Origin of the sequence: Listeria floridensis FSL S10-1187 (assembly GCF_000525875.1) — a bacterium.
Lineage (GTDB): Bacteria > Bacillota > Bacilli > Lactobacillales > Listeriaceae > Listeria > Listeria floridensis.
The window spans coordinates 71,816-93,937 of record NZ_AODF01000020.1 but is presented as its reverse complement, the minus strand read 5'-3'; the positions used below and the strand labels follow the sequence as shown (position 1 = coordinate 93,937).

The following is a 22,122-nucleotide window of genomic DNA, read 5'->3' as shown; positions in this document are numbered from 1 at the left end:
GGTCAATGTCCAGTTTAAGGTTTACAAAAAAAACAAAGCGCTTGAAACACTTCACTTTCAGAAAAAAATTTTTTTTGGTCGTTGCAGATACAGGAATTCCAAGTGAAACTCGTTCTGCGGTCACAGATGTTGGACGGCTTTTAAAGGAACAGCCAGCTAAATTTGTACCAATGATTGAAGAGCTTGGGCTTATTTCCCGGGAAATAAGAAATCAGCTTGAAAATGATGCGAATTTAAATCGAATCGGTCAAGCAATGAATGAAGCTCAATCTATTTTAGAAGAGTTGACGGTTAGTGATTCGAGTTTAGAAAAATTAATTCAAACTGCTCTACAGAGTGGAGCATACGGAGCAAAATTAACTGGTGGCGGTCGTGGCGGATGTATGGTTGCTCTCGTTAAAAATAAGGAACAAGCACAGTTTGTCAAAAAGGCTCTACAAAAAGCTGGGTCGCATAAAGAATGGATATTTACGATTGGAGAAGGTAATCATGAAAGCAACAGCGATGGCTCACACCAATATAGCGCTCATTAAATATTGGGGGAAACGTGATGAACAATTGATTTTGCCTTCAAACAGCAGTTTATCAATTACACTTGATCAGTTTTATACGGAAACAACGGTAGAGTGGACAAACGAGGTTAAAGAAGATTTTTTCGTTTTAAATGGTGAACTGCGAGAAGACCAAAAAGTAAGTCGATTTCTTGAAGTGCTTAGGAAAGAATTTAAGATCGGTTTGCGTGCAGTTGTTCATTCAGAAAATCATGTTCCGACTGCAGCAGGTCTTGCTTCATCTGCGTCGGCTTTTGCGGCGCTTTCTGTTGCAGCTTCTACAGCGCTCGGAAGAGAAGATTCAAAATCTGACTTATCAAGACTTGCTAGGCGTGGATCGGGTTCTGCAAGCCGTTCGATCTATGGTGATTTAGCAATTTGGCAAATGGGAGAGCGGCATGACGGTCTCGATTCCTATGCGGTTCCGTTTGAATCCACACTTACAAAGGAATTGGCTGTTGTAGTGGCTGTAGTGTCCGACAAGCCAAAAAAAAATTTCTAGTCGAAGTGGAATGCGTCAAACGGTTTTGACCTCTCCATTTTTCAAAGAGTGGACAATAGCAGCCGCAGCGGATTTAATAAGTATTAAGCGCGCTTTTCTTGCTGAAGATTTTACGAAAGTCGGCGAAATTTTGGAACATAATGCGATGACGATGCATGCAACAACGCTCAGTGCAAAGCCGCCTTTCACGTATTTTGATCAAGATTCTCTTGCAGTTATGGATGCTGTGCGAGAATTACGTGAAGCTGGAGTTGAAGCTTATTTTACAATGGATGCTGGACCAAATGTCAAAGTGGTTTGTTTACGTCGAGATGAAACAAAAGTAGCAGAAAAATTGAAAGCAATCGTTGAAAGTGTTTTTATCTGTCATGCAGGCGAAGGGGCAAAGGTGATTGAAAGATGATGAAGGTAGAAGTCAAAATTCCGGGTAAACTCTATATTGCTGGTGAATATGCGGTTGTTGAATCAGGGCATACGGCTATTTTAACCGCTGTCGATCGCTATATTACACTGAAGTTAGAAGATTCCTCGAAAAATGAACTGAAAATTCCTCATTATAAAGAAAAGGTTACTTGGCCGCTTGGTGGTGAGCTTAACCCTGAGGGTGAACATTGGGCTTTCACAGCTGAAGCTATTAACACAGCAACAGCTTATTTTAAAGCACGAAATATTCCACTCACTCCAATTAAAATGACGATAGAAACAGAATTGATCGATGATTCCGGTGCAAAATATGGATTAGGTTCAAGTGCAGCAGCGACAACTGCGGTGATTACAGCTCTCATGGCAAAGTTTGCACCAGAAACAGATCTTTTAACGAAATTTAAACTAGCAGCATTATCACATTTAGTCGTTCAAGGAAACGGTTCTTGTGGCGATATTGCTTGTTGCATGTACGGAGGTTTAATTGCCTATACAACTTTTGATCAAGAATGGATTAAATATCATCTCCCCTACAAATCACTTGCTTGGTTTATTGCAAATCCTTGGCCGCAACTTAAGATTGAACGAATTTCTGAACCAGATTTACCGTTTTTGATTGGATGGACAGGAAATCCTGTTAGCACAGGGCAACTTGTATCTGACATACAAATTTTTAAACAAAAGAATCCAGATGCATATACGCACTTTTTAAATGGTTCAACGGTTGCTGTTCAAAAACTACTGCAAGGTCTTAAAACACAAAATCATACACTCATTTTTGAAGCAGTAAAGGAAAATCGAGCATTGCTTCAAGAACTCGGTCAAAATGCAGGGGTGCAAATTGAAACTGAGCTTTTGGCGGGACTCGCTGAAACGGCAGAAGAGCTTTCCGGTGCTGGAAAGTCCTCAGGTTCTGGCGGGGGCGACTGCGGTATTGCATTTCTCCCAAATGAAACGGCGGCTGAAAGTGTAAAGAAAGCTTGGCAGGCGAAAGGTATACTTCCACTGCCCTTTGCGATTGGACAAGTAATCGTAAAAAAATAATATTATTTGAGACTCGTTTGCACACATTGATGCAAGGAGTCTTTTTTTAGTTTGTGAATTAATTAATATGTTAAGCCTTTGAATAATTGGTAAATATACGCTATAATAAAAAACGAATATGCACATAGTGTTTTTTATGACTTGAAAAGTTTGTGAAAACAATCGAATACATACTTAGAGGGAGTAGAAAACAGCTTAGGAATAATATTTTTTGCGCAAAAATGCACATTGTATACTTCAAAAGGAAAAGAGGGGATTAGGGTGTCAAAGATACTGAAATCATTACTCCTTACCGTATCAGTTGCCTTTGTAGGTATCTTGAGCGGTTGTGGTGATTTGACGGTACTAGATCCAAAGGGACCGGTTGCAAAAGACCAAAGCGACTTGATTATTTACTCGATTATTTTCATGTTGCTAATCGTTTTGACAATTTTTGTACTTCTCACGATTATTCTTTTCAAATATCGTGAACGTAAAAATCCGAAAAATTATGAACCAGACATGCACGGAAGTCGCAAGTTGGAATTTTTCTGGACGCTTATTCCTGTTATTATCGTTATTGCGCTTGCCATTCCAACGGTAAAAACGATTTATGCGGGTGAAAAAGCTCCAGAAGTAACTTCGCACAAAGATCCTGTCGTCATTTATGCGACAAGTGTGGACTGGAAATGGATATTCAGTTATCCAAATGAAAGCATTGAAACTGTTAACTATGTACATATTCCGACTGATCGACCAGTTCTATTCAAGTTGACTTCTGTCGACACAATGACCAGTTTTTGGGTGCCTCAACTAGGCGGTCAAAAATATGCGATGACTGGGATGACGATGAATCTTTATCTGCAAGCAGACGAAGAGGGAACTTATAAAGGACGCAATGCGAACTTTAACGGTGAAGGGTTCCATGAACAACGCTTTAACGTAATCGCTCAATCAGAAAGCGACTATAAAGCCTGGGCGAAGAAAACAAAAGCTGAATCACCAGAAATCACACAAGATATTTACGACCGTTTGCTTATTCCAGAAGGCTCAAAAGAAAAGAGCTTTTCAGGCACGCATTTGGCGTTTGTTGATGTTGCAGCAGACCCAGAATATGTCTTTTATGCATATGAACGTTACGGCTTTAAGCTGACAAATCCACACAATCCGAATGAGAAAGTAACGATTTCGGACAAACCGCTGAAACCTGCTCGTCCAGTCACGGTAACCAATCCGCAATTTGAGCGGCATAATATGGAACCGATGATCATTAAAAACGGTGAAAAGTATGAAGCGGATAAACACTATGATAAAGAAATGAAAAAAATGGAAGACGACATCCAGACGAACGAGTTTAATAAAAAAGCATCCGATGACGCGGGCAATTAAAGGGGGATTCTAAAAAGATGAAATGGAATGAATTTATCGTCACCGGCGACCCTCTGATATTAGGTGCACAAGTATCGATTGCACTCGTCAGTATTGGGATTGTCGTGTTGCTAACTTACACAAAAAAATGGAAGTGGCTCTTTAAAGAATGGTTTGCATCGGTTGACCATAAACGTATCGGAATCATGTATTTGATTTCTGCTGTTTTAATGTTCTTCCGCGGCGGCGTCGATGCCCTGATGATGCGGACACAGCTTGCTCTTCCAAATATGCAATTCTTATCTTCAGAGCACTACAATGAAGTCTTTACGACTCACGGAACCGTTATGATCATGTTCATGGCGATGCCGTTTGTCTTCGGGTTGATGAATATCGCCGTTCCGCTTCAAATCGGCGCGCGCGACGTAGCCTTCCCGTTTCTAAATAACCTTAGTTTTTGGACATTCTTCATGGGAGCTATGCTCTTCAACTTGTCCTTTGTAATCGGGGGTTCTCCGGCTGCTGGTTGGACAAACTATGCACCACTTGCCGAAGAATTTAGTCCAGGTTACGGAATTAATTTCTACTTGCTCGGCGTCCAGATATCCGGGATAGGTTCCTTAATGTCCGGTATCAACTTCTTTGTTACGATCATGAAAATGCGTGCAAAGGGTATGACGCTGATGAAGATGCCAATGTTTACTTGGACAGTCTTAATCACGAGCTTAATCATCATCTTCGCGTTCCCAGTACTTACTGTGGCGCTTGCGCTGATGACATTTGACCGCCTATTCGGCACAGCATTCTTTACGCTTGCCAATGGCGGACTTCCGATGATGTGGGCCAATCTGTTTTGGATATGGGGGCATCCGGAAGTATATATTGTTATCTTGCCGGCCTTCGGTATATTCTCGGAGATCATCTCAACCTTCTCCAAGAAGAAACTGTTCGGTTATCCGGCAATGGTTGCGGCAATCGTCGTTATTTCCATCTTGAGTTTCATCGTTTGGGTCCATCACTTCTTCACAATGGGCTCTGGAGCACTTGTAAACTCATTCTTCTCGATCACGACAATGATGATTGCGATACCGACCGGGATCAAGATATTCAACTGGCTCTTTACGATGTATAAAGGTCAGATCAGGTTTGATACGCCAATGCTTTGGTCGCTCGCCTTCATCCCAAACTTCGTTATCGGCGGGGTGACAGGGGTAATGCTTGCGATGGCAGCAGCTGACTATCAATACCATAATACGTATTTCCTAGTTTCTCACTTCCACTATACGCTGATCGCCGGAACCGTATTCGCTTGTTTCGCAGGCTTAATTTACTGGTATCCGAAGATGTTCGGCTATAAGTTGAATGAAAAAATCGGAAAATGGTTCTTCTGGGTATTTGTAATTGGATTTAACGTATGTTTCTTCCCGCAATATTTCTTAGGACTAGACGGTATGCCTCGTCGTATTTACACATATGTTCAAGGCGACGGCTGGACAACACTCAACTTTATTTCGACAATTGGCGGGTTCTTGATGGGTATTGCTTTCCTAATTCTTTGCTGGAACATCATTTACAGTTTCAAACATTCGAAACGGGAAGTTACCGGAGATTCTTGGGGCGGCGCTGGACGTACGCTTGAATGGGCTACAAGCTCTGCGATTTCTCCTAAATATAACTTTGCCATTTTACCAGAATGGAACGATATCGACGATTTCTGGAAACTTAAACAACAAGGCAAATCGTATCTTGATAATAAGGATTACAAACCAATTCACATGCCGAATGACACCATGCTCGGATTTGTGATGGGCGTATTCTTCTTCATCGGTTCATTTGGACTCGTCTTCTACTGGTACTGGTTAGGTATCCTTGGCGGACTTGGTGTCCTTGGATGTATGATTTACCGTTCGTTCCAAAAAGACGACGGTTACTACATTCCGGTTGAAGAAATTAAAGCAACAGAAGAACACGCTGCTCGCGAACGCGAAACGGGCGTAAAGGAGGGTAACCCATGGAATCTGTAAAAGCAAATTCGAACCTTCCGCTTGAGTATCAATCCGAACAAGGTAGAATGAACATCCTTGGTTTCTGGATTTTCCTCGGCGCCGAAATCGCACTGTTTTCAACACTATTTGCCACTTATTTTGTAATGATGAAAGCAGGTTCAAATGCCGGACATCCGCCATCGGAAATGTTCGAACTTCACCTTGTATTAATCATGACATTCCTACTTTTAACAAGTAGTTTTACTTGTGGTCTCTCAATCGGGGCAATGCGTCAAGGAAACATTAAAATGATGATGGTTTATTCCATCATTACGCTTCTACTAGGTGCAGGATTCGTCGGTTTTGAAATCTATGAGTTTGCGCACTACATTATGGAAGGCGTAACCATGCAAGTCGGCTCTTACTGGTCTTCGTTCTTTGTTCTTCTTGGAACGCACGGAGCCCACGTAACAATCGGGTTGTTCTGGATTATCTTTATTCTGATTCAAATTAAAATGCGCGGTTTGACGCCACGTGCAGCATCTAAAGTCTTCATTTCAAGCCTTTACTGGCATTTCCTAGATGTTGTTTGGATTTTCATCTTCACGGGTGTCTACCTGTTAGGGATGGTGAGCTAAATGGCGGAAAATAAACATACAAATAGCGCTCATGCAGAAGCGGGCATTCCGTGGAAGCATATCATCGGTTTTGCATTATCAATTATTTTAACCTTGTTAGCCGTTTGGGTAGCACTGTATTCTTCACTTGATTATGGTGTAAAACTCGTCGTAATCTTCATCTTTGCATTCGTACAAGCAGCCCTTCAGCTGTTGATGTTCATGCATATGACAGAAGGTCGCGACGGCAGAACACAAGTCGGCAACATTTTATTTGCGGCGTTCATTGCGATCGTCGTCGTAATCGGTTCATATTGGGTCATGGAAATCGGCCACATGAACCACTTGCTATAACCAAAATAGACGTCTCTTCAAGTTTTTTTGAAGGGCGTCTTTTTTTTTTGAAAAATAACGCTTGCTCTGTAATGCATTACATGGTTTATAGTAAACTTGCGAAACGATTTAGAGAGGAGCAAAAAAATGACAAATCAAGACTTAAAGTTCCCAGAAGGATTCTTATGGGGAGGAGCAGTTGCTGCGAATCAATGTGAAGGCGCTTACTTGGAAGATGGAAAAGGGCTTTCACTCGTAGATTTACTTCCATCTGTTGAACATGGACGCTTTGAAGCACTAATGAATCCTAAGAAAGCATTGGAAACAAACTACAATTTCTATCCAAGCCACGATTCAATTGACTTCTATCATCGCTATAAGGAAGATATCAAGCTGTTTGCCGAAATGGGCTTCAAATGTTTCCGCTTATCCATCAGCTGGCCGCGGATTTTTCCAAATGGTGACGAAACCAATCCCAATGAAAAAGGACTCGAATTTTACGATCAAGTCTTCGCAGAATGCAAAAAATACGGCATCGAGCCCGTCGTTACAATTAACCACTTTGATACCCCAGTTGGCTTGATGAGAGACTATAATGGCTGGGCAAGCCGCAAAACAATTGATTTCTACTTAAATTTCTGTGAAACGATCTTCAAACGCTACAAAGATCAAGTAAAATATTGGATGACATTCAACGAAATCAATATGATTTTGCATGTGCCAATGTTCGGCGGCGGCATGGATATCTCAGATGCTGAAAACCCAGAACAATTAAAATACCAAGCGATTCATCATCAACTTGTTGCCTCAGCCCGTGCAACCAAGCTCGCTCACGATATCAATCCAGAAAATCAAGTTGGCTGTATGTTAGCGGCAGGAGCAACCTATCCCAATACACCAAATCCGGATGATGTCTTTGCGGCGATGGAAGCGGACCGGGAAGGGTATTTCTTTGTGGACGTGCAAGCTCGCGGATACTATCCAAGTTACAGCAAGCGGCTCTTTAAGGAAAAAAACATTCAGCTGGAAATTGCTGACGGGGATCTTGAAACTTTGCGCGATTATACGGTAGATTATGTGGCGTTTAGTTACTATTCTTCAAAACTTACAAGCGCTGATCCGGAAGTGAATCAAAAAACAGATGGCAACGTTTTTGCTACACTAAAAAACCCATATCTTAAAGCAAGCGAATGGGGTTGGCAAATTGATCCGGTCGGTCTTAGAATTACAATGAATGCCATTTATGATCGCTATCAAAAACCGCTTTTCATCGTAGAAAATGGTCTTGGTGCTGTCGATAAAGTTGAGGCAGACGGGTCGATTAATGATGACTATCGGATTGATTATTTGCGGGAACACGTTCGTGCAATGCATCAAGGAATTGAAGATGGTGTGGAATTAATCGGATATACTCCATGGGGCTGTATTGATTTAATCAGTGCCGGAACAGGAGAAATGAAAAAACGTTATGGTTTTATCTACGTGGATCGCGACAATGAAGGAAACGGCACATTAGAACGCAAAAAGAAAAAGTCATTTGATTGGTATAAAAAAGTGATTGAATCAAATGGGGCAGATTTAAATTAAAATAAATTTCGACAAAGAAAATTTGGAGAGAGCTTGCTTTTGCAGGCTCTCTTTTTTAGTGAAATGTGGATGATGGTTGTAAAAAAAGTAGTTTTTTTATAGAGTAATTCCTTGCCTTCGAGTTAGCTCTAAGGTGTAAGATGGAACTATCAAAATTAAAGGAGAAATGAAAAAATGGCGATTAAAGATAAAGTAGTAATTATTACGGGTGCGTCTTCTGGAATCGGTGCTGAAACAGCAAAATTATTGGCTTCAAAAGGTGCAAAAGTTGTACTCGGTGCGCGGCGTGAAGACAAATTGAAACAACTCGCAGAAGCAATTAAAAATGAAGGCGGCGAGGCCGTTTATCAAGTAATGGATGTTGTTAATCCAAAAGATAACGAAGAATTGATTCGTACAGCCAAAGAAAGCTTTGGTAAAATTGATGTCATTTTTTTAAATGCTGGAATCATGCCGAGCTCCCCTTTATCGGCTTTGAAAGTGGATGAATGGAACAATATGGTGGACGTGAATATCAAAGGGGTTCTAAACGGACTTGCTGCGGTCTTACCAAGCTTTATCGAACAAAAATTCGGACATGTCATTGCGACTTCTTCTGTCGCAGGTCTTAAAGCCTATCCAAATGGCGCTGTTTATGGAGCTACTAAATGGGCGGTACGCGATTTGATGGAAGTGTTACGGATGGAATCAGCTCTTGAAGGAACAAATATCCGTACAGCGACGATTTATCCGGCAGCAATCAATACCGAACTGCTCGATCATATTACCGATGAAGGAGCACGTGAAGGGATGACAGCCCTTTATAAACAGCATGGAATTACACCGGAACGAATTGCAAAAATCGTTGCCTTTGCGATCGATCAGCCAGAAGATGTAAACGTAAATGAATTTACAGTTGGCCCAACAAGTCAACCTTGGTAAAAAGATGTTCAAAAAACAAGCTGATGCTCAGCTTGTTTTTTGAACAAAAGAGATAAATTATAATACTAACAAATAAATATAAAAAAAGATTGAAAGCGTTTTAATAATGTGATATAGTAAAAACATTAAAAAGGATTGTTACCATTTTTTGGGCAAAACCTAAACTGATTTGTTAGGAAAAATGTGTTTTTTTAAAAGCACAATTTATTTCCTCAAATGAGTTTAGGTTTTTCTTTTGCCCAAATTTAAGAAAGGAAGGTTTGGAAAATGGAGAAATACGAACAATTAGCAAAGGATATCCTCGAAAATGTCGGGGGTGTCGATAACATCAACAGCGTTTTTCACTGTGTTACTCGGCTTCGCTTTAAACTTAAAGATGAGAAAATTGCCAATACTGACAAAATTAAAGCTTTAGATGGTGTCGTTTCAGTTATTCAAAGTGGCGGGCAATATCAAGTTGTAATCGGAAATAATGTTCCTGACGTCTACAGTACATTTGTTGAAGTAGCGGGAATTAATCCGGAAGGTGCTGGTGAAACGAAATCGGAAGGTAACATTTTCAATCGTTTCATTGACTTTATTTCAGGCGTATTTACACCTGTTCTTGGTGTTTTAGCTGCAACCGGGATGATCAAAGGTTTTGCAGCAATGTTCCTTGCATTCGGCTGGCTGAGCGACAAATCTGGTACATATCAGCTACTTTATGCAATTGGAGATAGTTTATTTTACTTCTTCCCAATTTTTCTTGGCTATACGGCCAGCAAAAAATTCGGTTCAAATATCTTTATTGGGATGGCAATTGGAGCCGCGATGGTTTATCCGACACTTGCGGGCATCATGGCAGGAAAGCCACTTTACACATTGTTTGAAGGAACAGTGATTGCTTCGCCGATTCATGTGACCTTCCTTGGCATTCCAGTGATTTTGATGAGCTATTCGTCCTCCGTTATCCCCATTTTGATTGCAACATGGTTCAGTTCAAAAGTTGAAAAATGGATGAAACAAATTATTCCGGATGTCGTTAAGACGTTTTTAGTCCCCTTTTTTATACTTCTAATTGTTGTGCCGTTGACTTTTCTTGTAATCGGTCCCGTGGCAACATGGGCAGGACAATTACTTGGCGCGGCCACGATTTGGTTATACAATTTGAGTCCAATTGTCGCGGGTCTTTTACTAGGCGGCTTCTGGCAAGTCTTTGTCATCTTTGGCCTTCATTGGGGTCTCATCCCAATCGCCATGAACAATTTGGCACAAATGCATTTTGATCCTATTCTTGCGATGACATTCGGTGCCTCTTTTGCTCAAATTGGTGCAGTTCTAGCAGTTATGATTAAATCGAAAAACGAAAAACTCAAATCACTGAGCATTCCAGCCTTCATTTCAGGCATCTTCGGCGTCACAGAACCGGCTATTTATGGAGTTACCTTACCGCTTAAAAAACCATTTATTATGAGCTGTATCGGTGGTGCAGTAGGTGGAGCGATCATCGGTTTCGCCAATGTAAAATCATATATTATGGGTGGACTTGGAATCTTCGGAATCCCCAACTTTTTCAAACCAGGTTCTCCAATTGGTTCGACAATTCTAATCGTAATTATTGCAATCGCAGTATCCTTCGCAATCGGTGCCATTCTCACATTTATTTTTGGGTTTAAAGATCCTGCCAATGCGAAAGCAGAAACCGAAGCGAGCGGCCGCGAAACGGAAACATTAATTGAACGAGAAATCCTGACAAGTCCGCTAGAAGGTGAAGTGATCACGCTAGCAGAAGTGGCAGATGAAGCTTTTTCATCGGGGGCACTTGGCAAAGGGACAGCGATTAAACCGCATAACGGCAAAGTTTTTGCGCCGGCGAGCGGTGTGGCGGCCACAGTATTTCCAACGGGTCATGCTATTGGAATTAAAACAGATGAAGGCGCAGAAGTGTTGATACACATTGGGCTGAACACGGTACAACTTGAAGGAAAATATTTCACGACCCATGTAAAGCAAGGCGAACGCGTTGAAGCGGGCGAACTTTTAGTAGAATTTGATTTGGAAAAAATAACAGCCGAAGGATATGATGTGACGACCCCGGTCATCCTAACAAATTCAGACAAATACTTGGATATCCTCGTAGTGGACGATCAAACCGTCAAAGTGGGCGATCGGCTGATTACCTTGGTTATCTAGAAGGAGTTGCTTCATAAATTCGTTCCCATCCCTACTAGTTTGAAGAGGTAAAAGTCTGGTATTTAAAAATCTAAGAAGCCGTCACGGCAGAAGTAAAAAACTTTAAATGTTAAGTAAAACCCAACCGAACAGGAGGAACCTTCAGAATGAAAATAATTGTGGAACGAGATTACGAATTGATGAGCCGTACAGTAGCTAACTTGTTGCTTGGCGAAATGTTTCGTAATAGCCGCGTCAATTTAGCCATTACAGCTGGTAGTACACCAGTTAAAATGTATCAATATTTGGTAAATGCAGTAAAAGGAAGGCCTTATTTTGAGAATGTTCATTACTATAACTTTGATGAAATCCCAATAAAAGGAACGACTGGTTTCGGTGTCACCATGTCCGCTTTAAACGACTTGTATTTTATGCCCGCAGAAATCCGCTCAGAAAATATCCATGTTTTGGATGAAACTAACTATCGGCATCAAGATGAACGCATTGCTGCTGATGGCGGTCTGGATGCTATTCTGCTAGGAATTGGAGAAGATGGACATTATTGCGGAAATCTGCCGGGTACAACCAAATTTGAAGACGGAACAACTTGCGTTCACCGAGATGCTGTCCCAGGAATGGCAGAAACACTTGCGGCAGAAGTTGGTGGAGATCCGGATAGGGCTCCAGAATTCTATGTCACAATGGGACCAAAAAGTGTCATGCAAAGTAAAAGAATTATTCTATTCGCATCGGGGCCAAAAAAAGCAGAGACAATTAGAAAGGCATTGTTTGATCCAGTAACGAATGATCATCCCTCATCTATTCTACGTATGCATCCAAGTTTAACGGTTGTTTTGGACGAAGCCGCAGCAGAAGGTATTAAAGATGAGTTTCACGTGAAACAATCTATGTGAAAAATGCAACCGTTTTATTGTTTTCTCTCCGACAAGGTGTTAACATAGAAGAAAAGCACATAAAAAAGGAGAGTTATTTATGAAATTAGAAGGATTACTTGGCTTCTTGGGGTCAGCGCTTGGCATCGCTTTCAGTTTGATGATACTTGCTATCCCTGGTATTTCACAAGCATTAGAAGAAGAATCGTTCTTCTTTTATCTGCTAACAGCTGGCACACTAATTCTTTCTGTTCTTGGACTGGTTGGTTCGTTTGTTGTTTCTCACAAACCGCGCATGGGAGGCGTAATGATGATTGCTGCGGCAGTCGGCGGGACAATGTCAGTGTCAATGATGTTCTTAATCCCGATTATGCTATTATCACTTGGTGGACTTATTGCATTAATTAACCAAGAAGAAGCCGCTTTAGGCGAATAAAAATTGATAATGAATAGCTGCAATCAAGGTTTTAACGCTTTGATTGCAGTTTTTTGTTTTACGGGGAAAAGTGCAAAGAAGGCGCTATGATGGAAATGTGAGTTTGTTTATAGAAGGAGTGTATAGAAAAATGACGGATAATGTTTTTGAGAAGATGGCAGATCGTTACGATACCGCAGAACGAAAGCAGCTTGCAAGTGTTATTGCGGAGCGAATCAAACAAGAATTAACAGGTTCGAAAGATAAAATATTGCTTGATTACGGGAGTGGTACGGGTCTTGTCGGTTTAGAATTGGCAGGTTTGGCAAATAAGACAATTTTAGCAGATTCTTCACCAAACATGGTGGCCGTTTTAGATAAAAAAATAGCGGCTGCCGGAATATCGAATACACAATCGCTTTTGGCAGATTTTATGGAAAGCCCCGCAAATTTGCAAGCGGACATCATTATCGTGTCACTTGTCCTGCTGCATATTCCTGACACAAAAAAGATTTTAAAACGATTGTATGACGCTTTAAACGTTGGAGGAAGGCTGATTGTTGTTGATTTTGAGGAGAATCCAAAGGTAAGCCATCCAAAAGTGCATAACGGATTTGATCTTGAAAAACTCAAAGCGTTATTTTTAGAGACAGGATTTCATTCGACAACAATCCAAACCTTTTATCATGGTGAAAAAGTTTTTATGAATCAAGATGCGGATTTGTTTGTTGCGGTAGTAGATAAGTAGGCGACTTTTGATTAGCGGTTGATATTTGTTGTTATCAGAAATTAGATACTAAATTTGTTAGGAAAAGAAATTTCTCGTATATTTAGGTTACTCTTTTATATAAGGCCTTTGAGAAGAGAATTTAAAAAAACGAGGTATGAAAATGATTACTGAAAGAATAGAAATGAATCTGCAATTCAATGCTGATGGTTTCTATAATGAAGCCCATGCAATTGAAAATGTAAATATTTGGAATAACACACTCAAAAATGCGAGAATTCAATATCCTTCAAAAACTCTTGTGATTGCACTTGATGCAAAAGATTATTATTTTGCAGGACCCATTAATCTTATTTCTAACTTAATTATTCAAACTGATGATGAAACAGTCAGTAGAAAGCATCCTAAGGCAGTTTTTCATTTTGGTCGAGCGGTTGGAAGTGGTAATTATGGCGCCGGTGACGCGAATCAAGCTGCTGGTTTTGAACCTATCAAATATTCTGCAGATGAACAAGCAATCTTATCTGAAGAAGAAAAGATGTTGAATAACGTAACAATTAAATCTGTGAAGTTAACTTTTATTACTGCTGAAACAGAGTCAGAAATCCAAAGAATTGGTAATGTTTCACTTTTTATCAATCTAGATCATAAAACAGTTATGGAATCTTCATCATCACTGATTAATTTAGCAGAAAATTCTACACCTGGATATGGTGCATATGTTACTGGAAGAAATATTCATTTTTCTGATCTTGATTTAGATGGTAAAAATGTTGGTAAAAATGGTATTGAATGCGGAGGTATTAATTTTTTAAGAATTGAAAGATGTAATATTCGAAATACGGGGTATCTAAATGGTATTGGTCTTGAGTATTGTGAAAATGTAGATATTTTATCTAATACAATTGATAACGTGGGTCGTTCAGGAATTCAACTTTACCGGGGAAATGTACGAGTGTATGTAGTTGGAAATACTGTCACTAATTGGATGCAACGATATGGAGTATACCATTTGCTTCAAGTAGATAATAATCCCATGTTTGACGCAGCAATTGATAGTTATGGTCCACATAATTTTGATTTAACATGGATGGATAATAATGTTCACATTAAAGGAAAAGTAACGAGGGATGAAAATAATCAAATTTTAAATACACATGCAGATAGAAGTACAGATCCAGAGCCCAATCCATGTAATGAAATTCTAAGAAATATTTTGCAAGCAAAGTTTGATGCTGCGCAAGCTGCCGGAGGTCAATTAAGTGCAGAAATGCAAGAAAAATATAGGTTAATTATGAAAGGTCCACATGCGCTTTACCAACCTTATCGCTTAAGCGGAGCACGAAAAGTTCGCTTAGAAAATAATAAAGCTTTAATTCGAAGCTGTGAAACTTATGGTTTTCTATTTGCAGCAACTCGTACGGTTTCAAGTGAATTGGCTAATGATGGCCGATTATTTAATGACTTAACTGATGAAGAGAAGGAAACAATTGGTAGAAAACAAGTAACTGGATTCACTTCAGATGTCATTTTGAAAAATAATGAGATGATTATCGAAGGAGAAGCTCAGTTCCCTATTCGTTTGATAGCTGTGAAAAAAGATCTATATGATGACTTGGAGTTTCCGAATAAATGGGGAGAGATTCCTATGCGTAGTGTTGCGAGTCCTTATGCTACTCAAATTGGAGTTGAATTCATTAATAATAGTTTTACTTTGTTTGGAAGAATTAATTCTAAAGAAGGATATCAAGCATCTGGAGAAGCACAGCAAACTGCAACCTATTATATCAATACTCGCGCAACAACACTGCGTTTGGGTAATGACAAGGTACTCACAAACGAAGTTTCCCGTAGTGGTCATAAAGTTGAAGAAGTTATTTTTCACAATAATACTTTTTCTTTCAATCCACCTGCTTGTGATACCTTTAGTAGATGGAGTTATCCGCGGTTTGGAGTAGTTGGAAGTCCAGAAGATACTACTGATGAAGAGGGTAAAGTAGTAGATACTTTCGTGTATACACAAAATAAATATATTTCGACCGCTGATCCTTCAGAAATTGGCGACTTTCAAGAAGTTTTTGGAACCCAAATTAAAAATCCAAAAGCGACATTATTTATTGGAGATGTCACTATTGACTATGAAATTGGAAATACACTTCAAGTAAAAACGAGCTCAGCTTCACGTGTTTCAAAAGTTGGTTTATATAAAATGATTCTTGAGGAAGATAACGAAACGCTTCAATTGATTCGTCCTGATTTATTGGTATCGAAATTAGGTGTTTCTGTTGATGAAAATGATTATTTCGAACTAAAAGATTTACCGGAACAAACTGAAGAAAACATCAGACTCTGTGCACTAGATTACTATGGAAATATTATTGAAGCTCGTCCACTTAAACGTGCTGTAACAACTATTCATCCTATTTATTCAAATGATAAATTTGTGACTGGCACCTATGATCCAGAAAAGGTGACGCAATTATTTCTATGGAAAAATGGGGTGTATCAATCTCAAATTAGAGCAACTCTAGATTCAGCTACAGGAGCTTATCACTTTAAATTGAATCAAGATCATCCAGCGGCTTATGGAGAGCTTTATGAAGTTTATTCTAGAAATGCAAATGGAGTTGTTGTGTCTCGTAAAGAAATGTTAGTCAAACCAAATTATGAGCTTGATGTGGGTCCTTATGAGATTGGACAATCGGAGTTGGTCGTAAATAATAAAGGGCATGAATTGACACATATAAAATTAGAGATCAAAAATGGAAATGATATTTTGACATATAGTCCCATTCCTATAAATGAAACTAGTCTAAATATGATGCCATATATGAGTAAAATTAATAGTGAAACCGAACTAGTGATTTGGACATTAGATGATCAATATAATGAGTTAATATCGATTGAGGTTCCTGTGCTTGATTATCAAATTACAATAACAACCTTATATGATGATAAATATGCTGTTGGCATGGGAAGTTTAAAGGGTATGCCTGGAAAAGATTTGACGACTATTAAAATATACGTTAATGGGATATTAGAAAGCGAAATTCCTGCAGATTCAAATCAATTCACTTTTGATTATAATAAAATTACAGCAATTGAAGATTTGGTTGAGGTTTGTGGCTATGCAGGTGACAAGCTGAAAAATAGGCTTGTTTTACCACTAAGTGATGGCTATTCTATTGACTACAGTGGTGTATATCGAGTGGGAACAGACGATACTATTAATGGTTTAGCAGGTACAAAAGCTCGTTTCGTTTGGTTGAGAATTAATGGAAGAGAGTATGGTCCTATTACACGTATATTAGAAGGAGCAGATGTCCAAGCGTATGGAGAAGCATTACCATTTATCTTTAGTCAAGCTAACCATTCCCTTAATACATTGATTACCTCTGAATCAGATGTTGTAGAATTAGTGAGCAAGGACCATCTTGCAGTAGCAGTAAATGCTTCAGAACGCCGAAGCGTTCGCGTTCCACTAACTGTAGCACAACGAGATACTTCATTATCTTTTGATAAAGAAAGTTTCAAACTAGGTTCGGATAATTTAATTAAAGGTAGTATGGGGACATCAATCACTAGAGTTCATTTTATGGTAAATGGAAAAATAGCACAAGCTGTGGTATTAGATTTGAAAAACAACCAAATTACTAAAACAGATCATGTCAAAAAAAGTATTAATAAAAATTTGAAAATCGTAGATAATTTACCTCAAGGAGTAATAGTTCCACATCCACAAACCTTTACTTTCGAGCAGGTAGATGATGCAATAACTAGTCTTCAAGATAGGGTAGAAATTATCGGCTATGATAGTGGAATTAAGGCTTGGACAACCATTCCGCTTACGATAACAAATGGTCTAGATGAGCAGTAAGCATTTTAAATATAATAGATAGAAACAAAGTGACTAAAATCAAAACTATTTTCAGTATGGAATATCTATTTAAAGAGAGAGCTTCCATTTTGAATATAAATAAAAACACAAAAAAATGACGTCTTGTGCCTGTAAGACGTCATTTTTCTTCGAATGGATTTACAGTGAAATCTTGTTAAATCTATCATAACACGATTTAGCAGTGTTGGATGTGGCAATTTATTGACAGTTCTGTGAAATTTTTCGATGGATTATATATAAAGGGGCGTTTTTTCTAGAATTTATTAAAGTTTTGTTAAATCAAACTCGAGAATGATAATTTTTGAATAAAGCTGTGTTAAAATGAACAAAGTACTCGAAAGGAAGTGAATGCTTGGTGGAATTTATTTCTTGGTTGATTGATTTTATTTTGAATATTGACCAACATTTAGTTGAGATTATAAATACGTTTGGAATTTGGACATATATTATTTTATTTGTCATTATTTTTGTCGAAACGGGACTAGTGGTATTTCCGTTTCTTCCAGGAGACTCGTTGCTGTTTGCTGCAGGTGCACTTGCTGTTTTAGACGGCTCGATTCTAAGTATCTTTCCGCTGATTATTGTTTTATGGGCGGCGGCTGTTCTTGGAGACACTGTTAACTATCACATCGGCAAAAAAATTGGGATGAGTATTCCTGAAGACAGTTGGTTTGGTAAGATCATTAATCGTGAGAAAATGGAGAAAGCCGAGGCCTTCTTTAATAAGCATGGCGGGAAAACAATTTTCATTGCTCGATTCATGCCATTTATCCGCACCTTTGCGCCATTTGTAGCGGGGGCAAGCCGGATGAACTATCGCTACTTTTTAAACTATAACATTATTGGAGCAACAGTCTGGGTTCTGCTTTGTACACTCGGCGGCTATTTCTTCGGCAATATCCCGATTGTAAAAGATAATTTTTCAATTGTCGTAATTGGTATCATTGTTGTATCCGTCATCCCGATGTTTGTTTCATTCTTACGTGTGAAATTTGGTAAAAAAGAAGCTGAATAAATAAAGTGAAACAAGCTCGATTTCGTGAGCTTGTTTTTTTGTAATTCTGTTCACTTGATAATTATTATAATTTGATAAATATTTCAATTAACGGTTGACTTTAAATGAAAAATTGTTGATAATTATAGGTGTAAGCGGATTTACCTTGCAAAAACTATTACTTAAAGGAGGAATTTAAATGTCATTAATTGGAAAAGAAATTGAAGAATTCTCAGCAAAAGCATTTCATAAGGGTGAGTTTATTGATGTAACTTCTGAAGATTTAAAAGGAAAGTGGAGTGTCGTTTGTTTCTATCCGGCAGATTTTTCTTTCGTATGCCCAACTGAACTGGGGGATTTACAAGATCAATATGAAACACTTCAATCACTTGGTGTAGAAGTCTATTCAGTTTCAACTGATACGCACTTCACACATAAAGCTTGGCATGATTCCTCAGATGTCATCAGCAAAATTAACTACATCATGATCGGAGATCCTTCACATAAAATCTCACAAAGCTTTGATTGTCTTGATGAAGAAGCAGGCTTATCAAATCGCGGTACATTCATCATTGATCCAGATGGTATTGTTCAAACGGTTGAAATCAATGCAGATGGAATTGGACGAGATGCTAGTACGTTGATTGATAAAGTGAAAGCGGCTCAATATGTACGTAAACATCCAGGCGAAGTTTGTCCTGCTAAATGGAAAGAAGGAGAAGAAACTCTTACACCTAGCCTTGATCTAGTAGGAAAAATTTAAGGAGCTAAAAACATATGTTAGATGCAGAAATTAAAAAGCAACTCGCACAGTATTTGGAAATGCTTGAAAACGATATTGTACTACGTGTCGGATTAGATTCTAGCGATAATTCCAAGAAGCTGTCTGATTTTGTTCAAGAAATAACAGGTATGTCTCCGAAAATCAGCATGATTGAAGGCAGTTTCGAACGGCTGCCAAGTTTCAGTGTTGATCCTAAGGAAGGCGAATCAGGGATTGTCTTTTCTGGTATCCCGCTTGGACACGAATTTACATCACTTGTTTTAGCTTTGCTTCAAGTTGGCGGGCGCGCTCCAAAGGTGTCTGAGAAGGTGAAGAAGCAAATTCTTAGCATCAAGCAAGACCTCCATTTTGAAACATATGTAAGCTTATCTTGTCATAACTGTCCTGATGTGGTTCAAGCGCTTAACATCATGAGTGTCCTAAATCCGCTTGTTTCTCATACAATGGTTGAGGGCGGTATGTTTCAAAAGGAAATTGATGCTAAAAACATTATGGGTGTTCCGACAGTATTCTTAAACGGTGAAGAGTTCAGTAATGGCCGCATGACAATTGAGCAAATCCTTGAAAAAGTGGTTGGCGGTGCTGATATCTCTGAGTTTGAAAATAAAGATCCGTATGATGTTCTTGTAATTGGCGGCGGTCCAGCTGGCGCTAGTGCGGCGATTTACGCAGCTCGAAAAGGTATCCGAACGGGACTTGTTGCAGAAACATTCGGTGGACAAGTGCTTGAAACTTTGGGAATTGAAAATGTGATCGGCACGAAATACATTGAAGGACCTGAGTTGATGCGGACGGTAGAAGAACACGTTAATGAATATGATGTTGATGTGATGAAAACTGTTCGTACAACAAAGCTTGAGAAAAATGAGTTAGTCGAATTAACACTTAATAATGGTGCTGTGCTAAAAAGTAAAACAGCCATTGTTGCTACAGGAGCAAGATGGCGTAATATCAATGTTCCGGGTGAAAAAGAATTTAAAAATAAGGGTGTAGCATACTGTCCGCATTGTGATGGACCGCTCTTTGCAGGGAAAAATGTTGCTGTAATTGGTGGCGGAAACTCTGGAATTGAAGCAGCTATCGATTTAGCGGGGCTTGTAAACCATGTGACGGTACTTGAGTTCATGTCTGAACTAAAAGCCGATCAAGTTTTACAGAAACGACTATACTCCCTTCCTAATGTGACGGTTCTTACTAATGTCCAAACAAAGGAAATTACAGGTACTGAAAAAGTAAACGGCGTTACTTATGTGAATCGCGAAACGAATGAAGAAGTTCATCTTGAGCTTGAAGGAGTTTTCATCCTGATCGGTCTTGTGCCGAATACAGAATGGCTTGAAGGCACCGTTGAGCGAACTAAGATGGGTGAGATCATCGTCGATAAGCGCGGAGCAAGCAGCCTTCCAGGTGTTTTTGCTGCGGGAGATTGTACGGATAGTGCGTATAAACAAATTATTATTTCAATGGGGTCAGGTGCGACTGCCAGTCTTGGTGCATTTGATTATCTGATTCGAAATTAAACGAAAAAGCCATCGCTGCGATCAGGCGATGGCTTTTTTATAGATCAAATGGGGATATAATGCGGAGACGAGTATTTTAGATTCTGTGGCAAGTTTATAAGAAGGAAATTTGCAGAGCTAAGAAACAAGACTTGTTTCGATGTGATCGAATGAGGCAATTGCTTCATTTTGAGCGTTTGTAAAGGTAAGTCCGAGTTCGATACCATTTTGAAACAACTTTTCAAATTCTTGATGATTTTGAATAGGTTTTTTCATTTGAACAGTAAAGGAAATCTCAAGGGCATGTCCAGATCCATAAGCTATGTGTTCTGAGGGGATCAGCATGGAGCGGTTTTTAAGTGAACTTAACTGGAAAACTTCATTTGGTAAATCAACTTTCAATCCGAACTGTTCGACATCTGTCATTTGCCGATATAAAATTGGGCTAAAAGAAAGGGATAAATTGAATTCTAATTGCGTTCCAACAACATCAACTGATGCTGGATCAATACTGATATTATTTGTTGAGAACATGTTTTTAATGTCATCAATCGCGATGGTTTTATGATAATCACCGTTGTAAGAATCTTCTCTTTTTTGCAAAAGAAAAGCACCTAGACAAATAGTAACTAAAAAGAAAATCACTAATAAGTACCAATTTTTCAAAAGTCTATACCTCCGAAAAAAATGTTATGCTAAAATTTTAGCACACTTTAATAAAAACTGCAGACTGTTATTTTTAATTATTTTTGCTGATATTCATTTGTAAAACAATTATACATAGAAAAAAACCTTTATATATCAATTGATTACAAGTTGTTAAATAAAATGATATTCATAAAATGAATAAAATCACGTTGCTATATACAACAGTATGCACAAAAATGTCATAAAATGTTCACATTTTGTTAGTAGGAAATAATCATTGATAACGTAAAATAGCAAAAGTATTGAAGAGGGTTAGAAAGACTAGCGAGAGTTCTGTAAAAAAAAGTTGAAGCAGACTCTTTCCTATGTTATAATTTATCATTGTGAGTAATTATAAATTATTCTTGCTCGATCTTGCTTCGGAAAATGTTCTGCATTTGATGTTGCAAGGGTGCGATTTCGCATCAGAGCCGCTAAGACCACAAGGAGGTGTAAAGTAGATGGCTAGAAAATACGAAATTAACTACATCATTCGCCCAAATATCGAAGAAGATGAAAAGAAAGCGCTCGTAGAACGCTTTGACGGAATCTTAACTTCGAATGGCGCAGAAATCATCGAATCAAAAGAATGGGGTAAACGTCGCTTGGCTTATGAAATCCAAGACTTCCGTGATGGATTTTACCACATCGTGAAGATGTCTGCTGAGAATGCAGATTCTATCAATGAATTCGATCGTTTAGCTAAGATCTCGGATGATATCATTCGTCATATCGTTGTTAAAGAAGAAGAATAAGATTTTTTT

General features: G+C 38.9%; 18 protein-coding genes and 1 pseudogene. 18 read left to right on the top strand and 1 reads right to left on the bottom strand.

What is annotated here, in order from left to right:
* From MFLO_RS08815 to ahpF, 17 genes and pseudogenes are all read left to right on the top strand, one after another.
* On the top strand, positions 1–533 hold a 533-nt coding region (locus tag MFLO_RS08815), incomplete at its 5' end, for a mevalonate kinase family protein (RefSeq protein WP_420912525.1).
* Positions 490–1,456, top strand: a pseudogene (gene mvaD / locus MFLO_RS08810) (diphosphomevalonate decarboxylase). The gene MFLO_RS08815 and the pseudogene mvaD, both read left to right, overlap by 44 nt.
* On the top strand, positions 1,453–2,520 hold the full coding sequence (locus MFLO_RS08805) for a phosphomevalonate kinase (RefSeq protein WP_036097568.1): 1,068 nt from the start codon (positions 1,453–1,455) through the stop codon (positions 2,518–2,520). Before mvaD ends, MFLO_RS08805 begins: the two are co-directional and overlap by 4 nt.
* Before the next feature lie 261 nt (positions 2,521–2,781).
* On the top strand, positions 2,782–3,888 hold the full coding sequence (qoxA, locus tag MFLO_RS08800; RefSeq protein ID WP_036097565.1) for a cytochrome aa3 quinol oxidase subunit II: 1,107 nt from the start codon (positions 2,782–2,784) through the stop codon (positions 3,886–3,888).
* A gap of 17 nt (positions 3,889–3,905) precedes the next feature.
* Positions 3,906–5,891: a cytochrome aa3 quinol oxidase subunit I gene (qoxB, locus tag MFLO_RS08795; RefSeq protein ID WP_036097564.1), complete on the top strand. Its 1,986-nt coding sequence runs from the start codon at positions 3,906–3,908 to the stop codon at positions 5,889–5,891.
* Positions 5,879–6,490, top strand: a complete 612-nt coding sequence (qoxC, locus tag MFLO_RS08790) for a cytochrome aa3 quinol oxidase subunit III (RefSeq protein ID WP_036097561.1) — start codon at positions 5,879–5,881, stop codon at positions 6,488–6,490. Before qoxB ends, qoxC begins: the two co-directional genes overlap by 13 nt.
* Positions 6,491–6,823 carry a cytochrome aa3 quinol oxidase subunit IV gene (gene qoxD / locus MFLO_RS08785; RefSeq protein ID WP_036097560.1) on the top strand — a complete coding sequence of 111 codons (333 nt, stop codon included), beginning with the start codon at positions 6,491–6,493 and terminating at the stop codon, positions 6,821–6,823. It abuts the gene before it with no gap.
* Between the two features lie 126 nt (positions 6,824–6,949).
* Positions 6,950–8,389 carry a 6-phospho-beta-glucosidase gene (locus MFLO_RS08780; protein ID WP_036097558.1) on the top strand — a complete coding sequence of 480 codons (1,440 nt, stop codon included), beginning with the start codon at positions 6,950–6,952 and terminating at the stop codon, positions 8,387–8,389.
* Positions 8,390–8,563: 174 nt separating this feature from the next.
* A complete protein-coding gene (locus MFLO_RS08775) occupies positions 8,564–9,310 on the top strand; it encodes an SDR family oxidoreductase (RefSeq protein WP_036097556.1) in 747 nt (248 codons plus the stop codon).
* A gap of 267 nt (positions 9,311–9,577) precedes the next feature.
* Positions 9,578–11,482, top strand: coding sequence for a beta-glucoside-specific PTS transporter subunit IIABC (locus MFLO_RS08770; RefSeq protein ID WP_036097553.1), 1,905 nt, complete (start codon positions 9,578–9,580; stop codon positions 11,480–11,482).
* 146 nt (positions 11,483–11,628) lie between these two features.
* On the top strand, positions 11,629–12,375 hold the full coding sequence (locus MFLO_RS08765) for a glucosamine-6-phosphate deaminase (RefSeq protein ID WP_036097552.1): 747 nt from the start codon (positions 11,629–11,631) through the stop codon (positions 12,373–12,375).
* Between the two features lie 79 nt (positions 12,376–12,454).
* The gene (locus MFLO_RS08760; RefSeq protein ID WP_036097550.1) at positions 12,455–12,790 is read left to right on the top strand and encodes a DUF4064 domain-containing protein; all 336 of its coding nucleotides are present in this window, start codon (positions 12,455–12,457) and stop codon (positions 12,788–12,790) included.
* 130 nt (positions 12,791–12,920) lie between these two features.
* Positions 12,921–13,517 (top strand): class I SAM-dependent methyltransferase, encoded by a 597-nt coding sequence (locus tag MFLO_RS08755; RefSeq protein ID WP_036097549.1) that lies wholly within the window; start codon positions 12,921–12,923, stop codon positions 13,515–13,517.
* Positions 13,518–13,659: 142 nt separating this feature from the next.
* Positions 13,660–17,373 carry a right-handed parallel beta-helix repeat-containing protein gene (locus MFLO_RS08750; RefSeq protein WP_036097548.1) on the top strand — a complete coding sequence of 1,238 codons (3,714 nt, stop codon included), beginning with the start codon at positions 13,660–13,662 and terminating at the stop codon, positions 17,371–17,373.
* A 376-nt stretch (positions 17,374–17,749) separates the two neighbouring features.
* Positions 17,750–18,409: a DedA family protein gene (locus MFLO_RS08745; RefSeq protein ID WP_036097577.1), complete on the top strand. Its 660-nt coding sequence runs from the start codon at positions 17,750–17,752 to the stop codon at positions 18,407–18,409.
* A gap of 178 nt (positions 18,410–18,587) precedes the next feature.
* Entirely contained in the window at positions 18,588–19,151 is a 564-nt protein-coding gene (gene ahpC / locus MFLO_RS08740; protein WP_036097546.1) for an alkyl hydroperoxide reductase subunit C, read from the top strand.
* Positions 19,152–19,165: 14 nt separating this feature from the next.
* Positions 19,166–20,692: an alkyl hydroperoxide reductase subunit F gene (gene ahpF / locus MFLO_RS08735; protein WP_036097545.1), complete on the top strand. Its 1,527-nt coding sequence runs from the start codon at positions 19,166–19,168 to the stop codon at positions 20,690–20,692.
* A gap of 117 nt (positions 20,693–20,809) precedes the next feature.
* On the opposite strand, the gene MFLO_RS08730 is transcribed toward ahpF, so the two are convergent.
* On the bottom strand, positions 20,810–21,337 hold the full coding sequence (locus MFLO_RS08730) for a hypothetical protein (RefSeq protein ID WP_036097544.1): 528 nt from the start codon (positions 21,335–21,337) through the stop codon (positions 20,810–20,812).
* 482 nt (positions 21,338–21,819) lie between these two features.
* On the opposite strand from MFLO_RS08730, the gene rpsF reads away from it, so the two are divergent.
* A complete protein-coding gene (rpsF, locus tag MFLO_RS08725; protein WP_036097542.1) occupies positions 21,820–22,113 on the top strand; it encodes a 30S ribosomal protein S6 in 294 nt (97 codons plus the stop codon).
* The last annotated feature ends 9 nt before the right edge of the window (positions 22,114–22,122 follow it).

Excerpts from the sequence above, each read along its gene's own strand:
- ahpC (WP_036097546.1), top strand. The coding sequence starts at position 18,588 with ATGTCATTAATTGGAAAAGAAATTGAAGAATTCTCAGCAAAAGCATTT.
- qoxC (WP_036097561.1), top strand. The coding sequence starts at position 5,879 with ATGGAATCTGTAAAAGCAAATTCGAACCTTCCGCTTGAGTATCAATCC.
- ahpF (WP_036097545.1), top strand. The coding sequence starts at position 19,166 with ATGTTAGATGCAGAAATTAAAAAGCAACTCGCACAGTATTTGGAAATG.
- qoxD (WP_036097560.1), top strand. The coding sequence starts at position 6,491 with ATGGCGGAAAATAAACATACAAATAGCGCTCATGCAGAAGCGGGCATT.
- rpsF (WP_036097542.1), top strand. The coding sequence starts at position 21,820 with ATGGCTAGAAAATACGAAATTAACTACATCATTCGCCCAAATATCGAA.
- MFLO_RS08775 (WP_036097556.1), top strand. The coding sequence starts at position 8,564 with ATGGCGATTAAAGATAAAGTAGTAATTATTACGGGTGCGTCTTCTGGA.
- MFLO_RS08760 (WP_036097550.1), top strand. The coding sequence starts at position 12,455 with ATGAAATTAGAAGGATTACTTGGCTTCTTGGGGTCAGCGCTTGGCATC.
- MFLO_RS08770 (WP_036097553.1), top strand. The coding sequence starts at position 9,578 with ATGGAGAAATACGAACAATTAGCAAAGGATATCCTCGAAAATGTCGGG.
- MFLO_RS08765 (WP_036097552.1), top strand. The coding sequence starts at position 11,629 with ATGAAAATAATTGTGGAACGAGATTACGAATTGATGAGCCGTACAGTA.
- MFLO_RS08780 (WP_036097558.1), top strand. The coding sequence starts at position 6,950 with ATGACAAATCAAGACTTAAAGTTCCCAGAAGGATTCTTATGGGGAGGA.
- MFLO_RS08755 (WP_036097549.1), top strand. The coding sequence starts at position 12,921 with ATGACGGATAATGTTTTTGAGAAGATGGCAGATCGTTACGATACCGCA.
- MFLO_RS08750 (WP_036097548.1), top strand. The coding sequence starts at position 13,660 with ATGATTACTGAAAGAATAGAAATGAATCTGCAATTCAATGCTGATGGT.
- qoxB (WP_036097564.1), top strand. The coding sequence starts at position 3,906 with ATGAAATGGAATGAATTTATCGTCACCGGCGACCCTCTGATATTAGGT.
- MFLO_RS08805 (WP_036097568.1), top strand. The coding sequence starts at position 1,453 with ATGATGAAGGTAGAAGTCAAAATTCCGGGTAAACTCTATATTGCTGGT.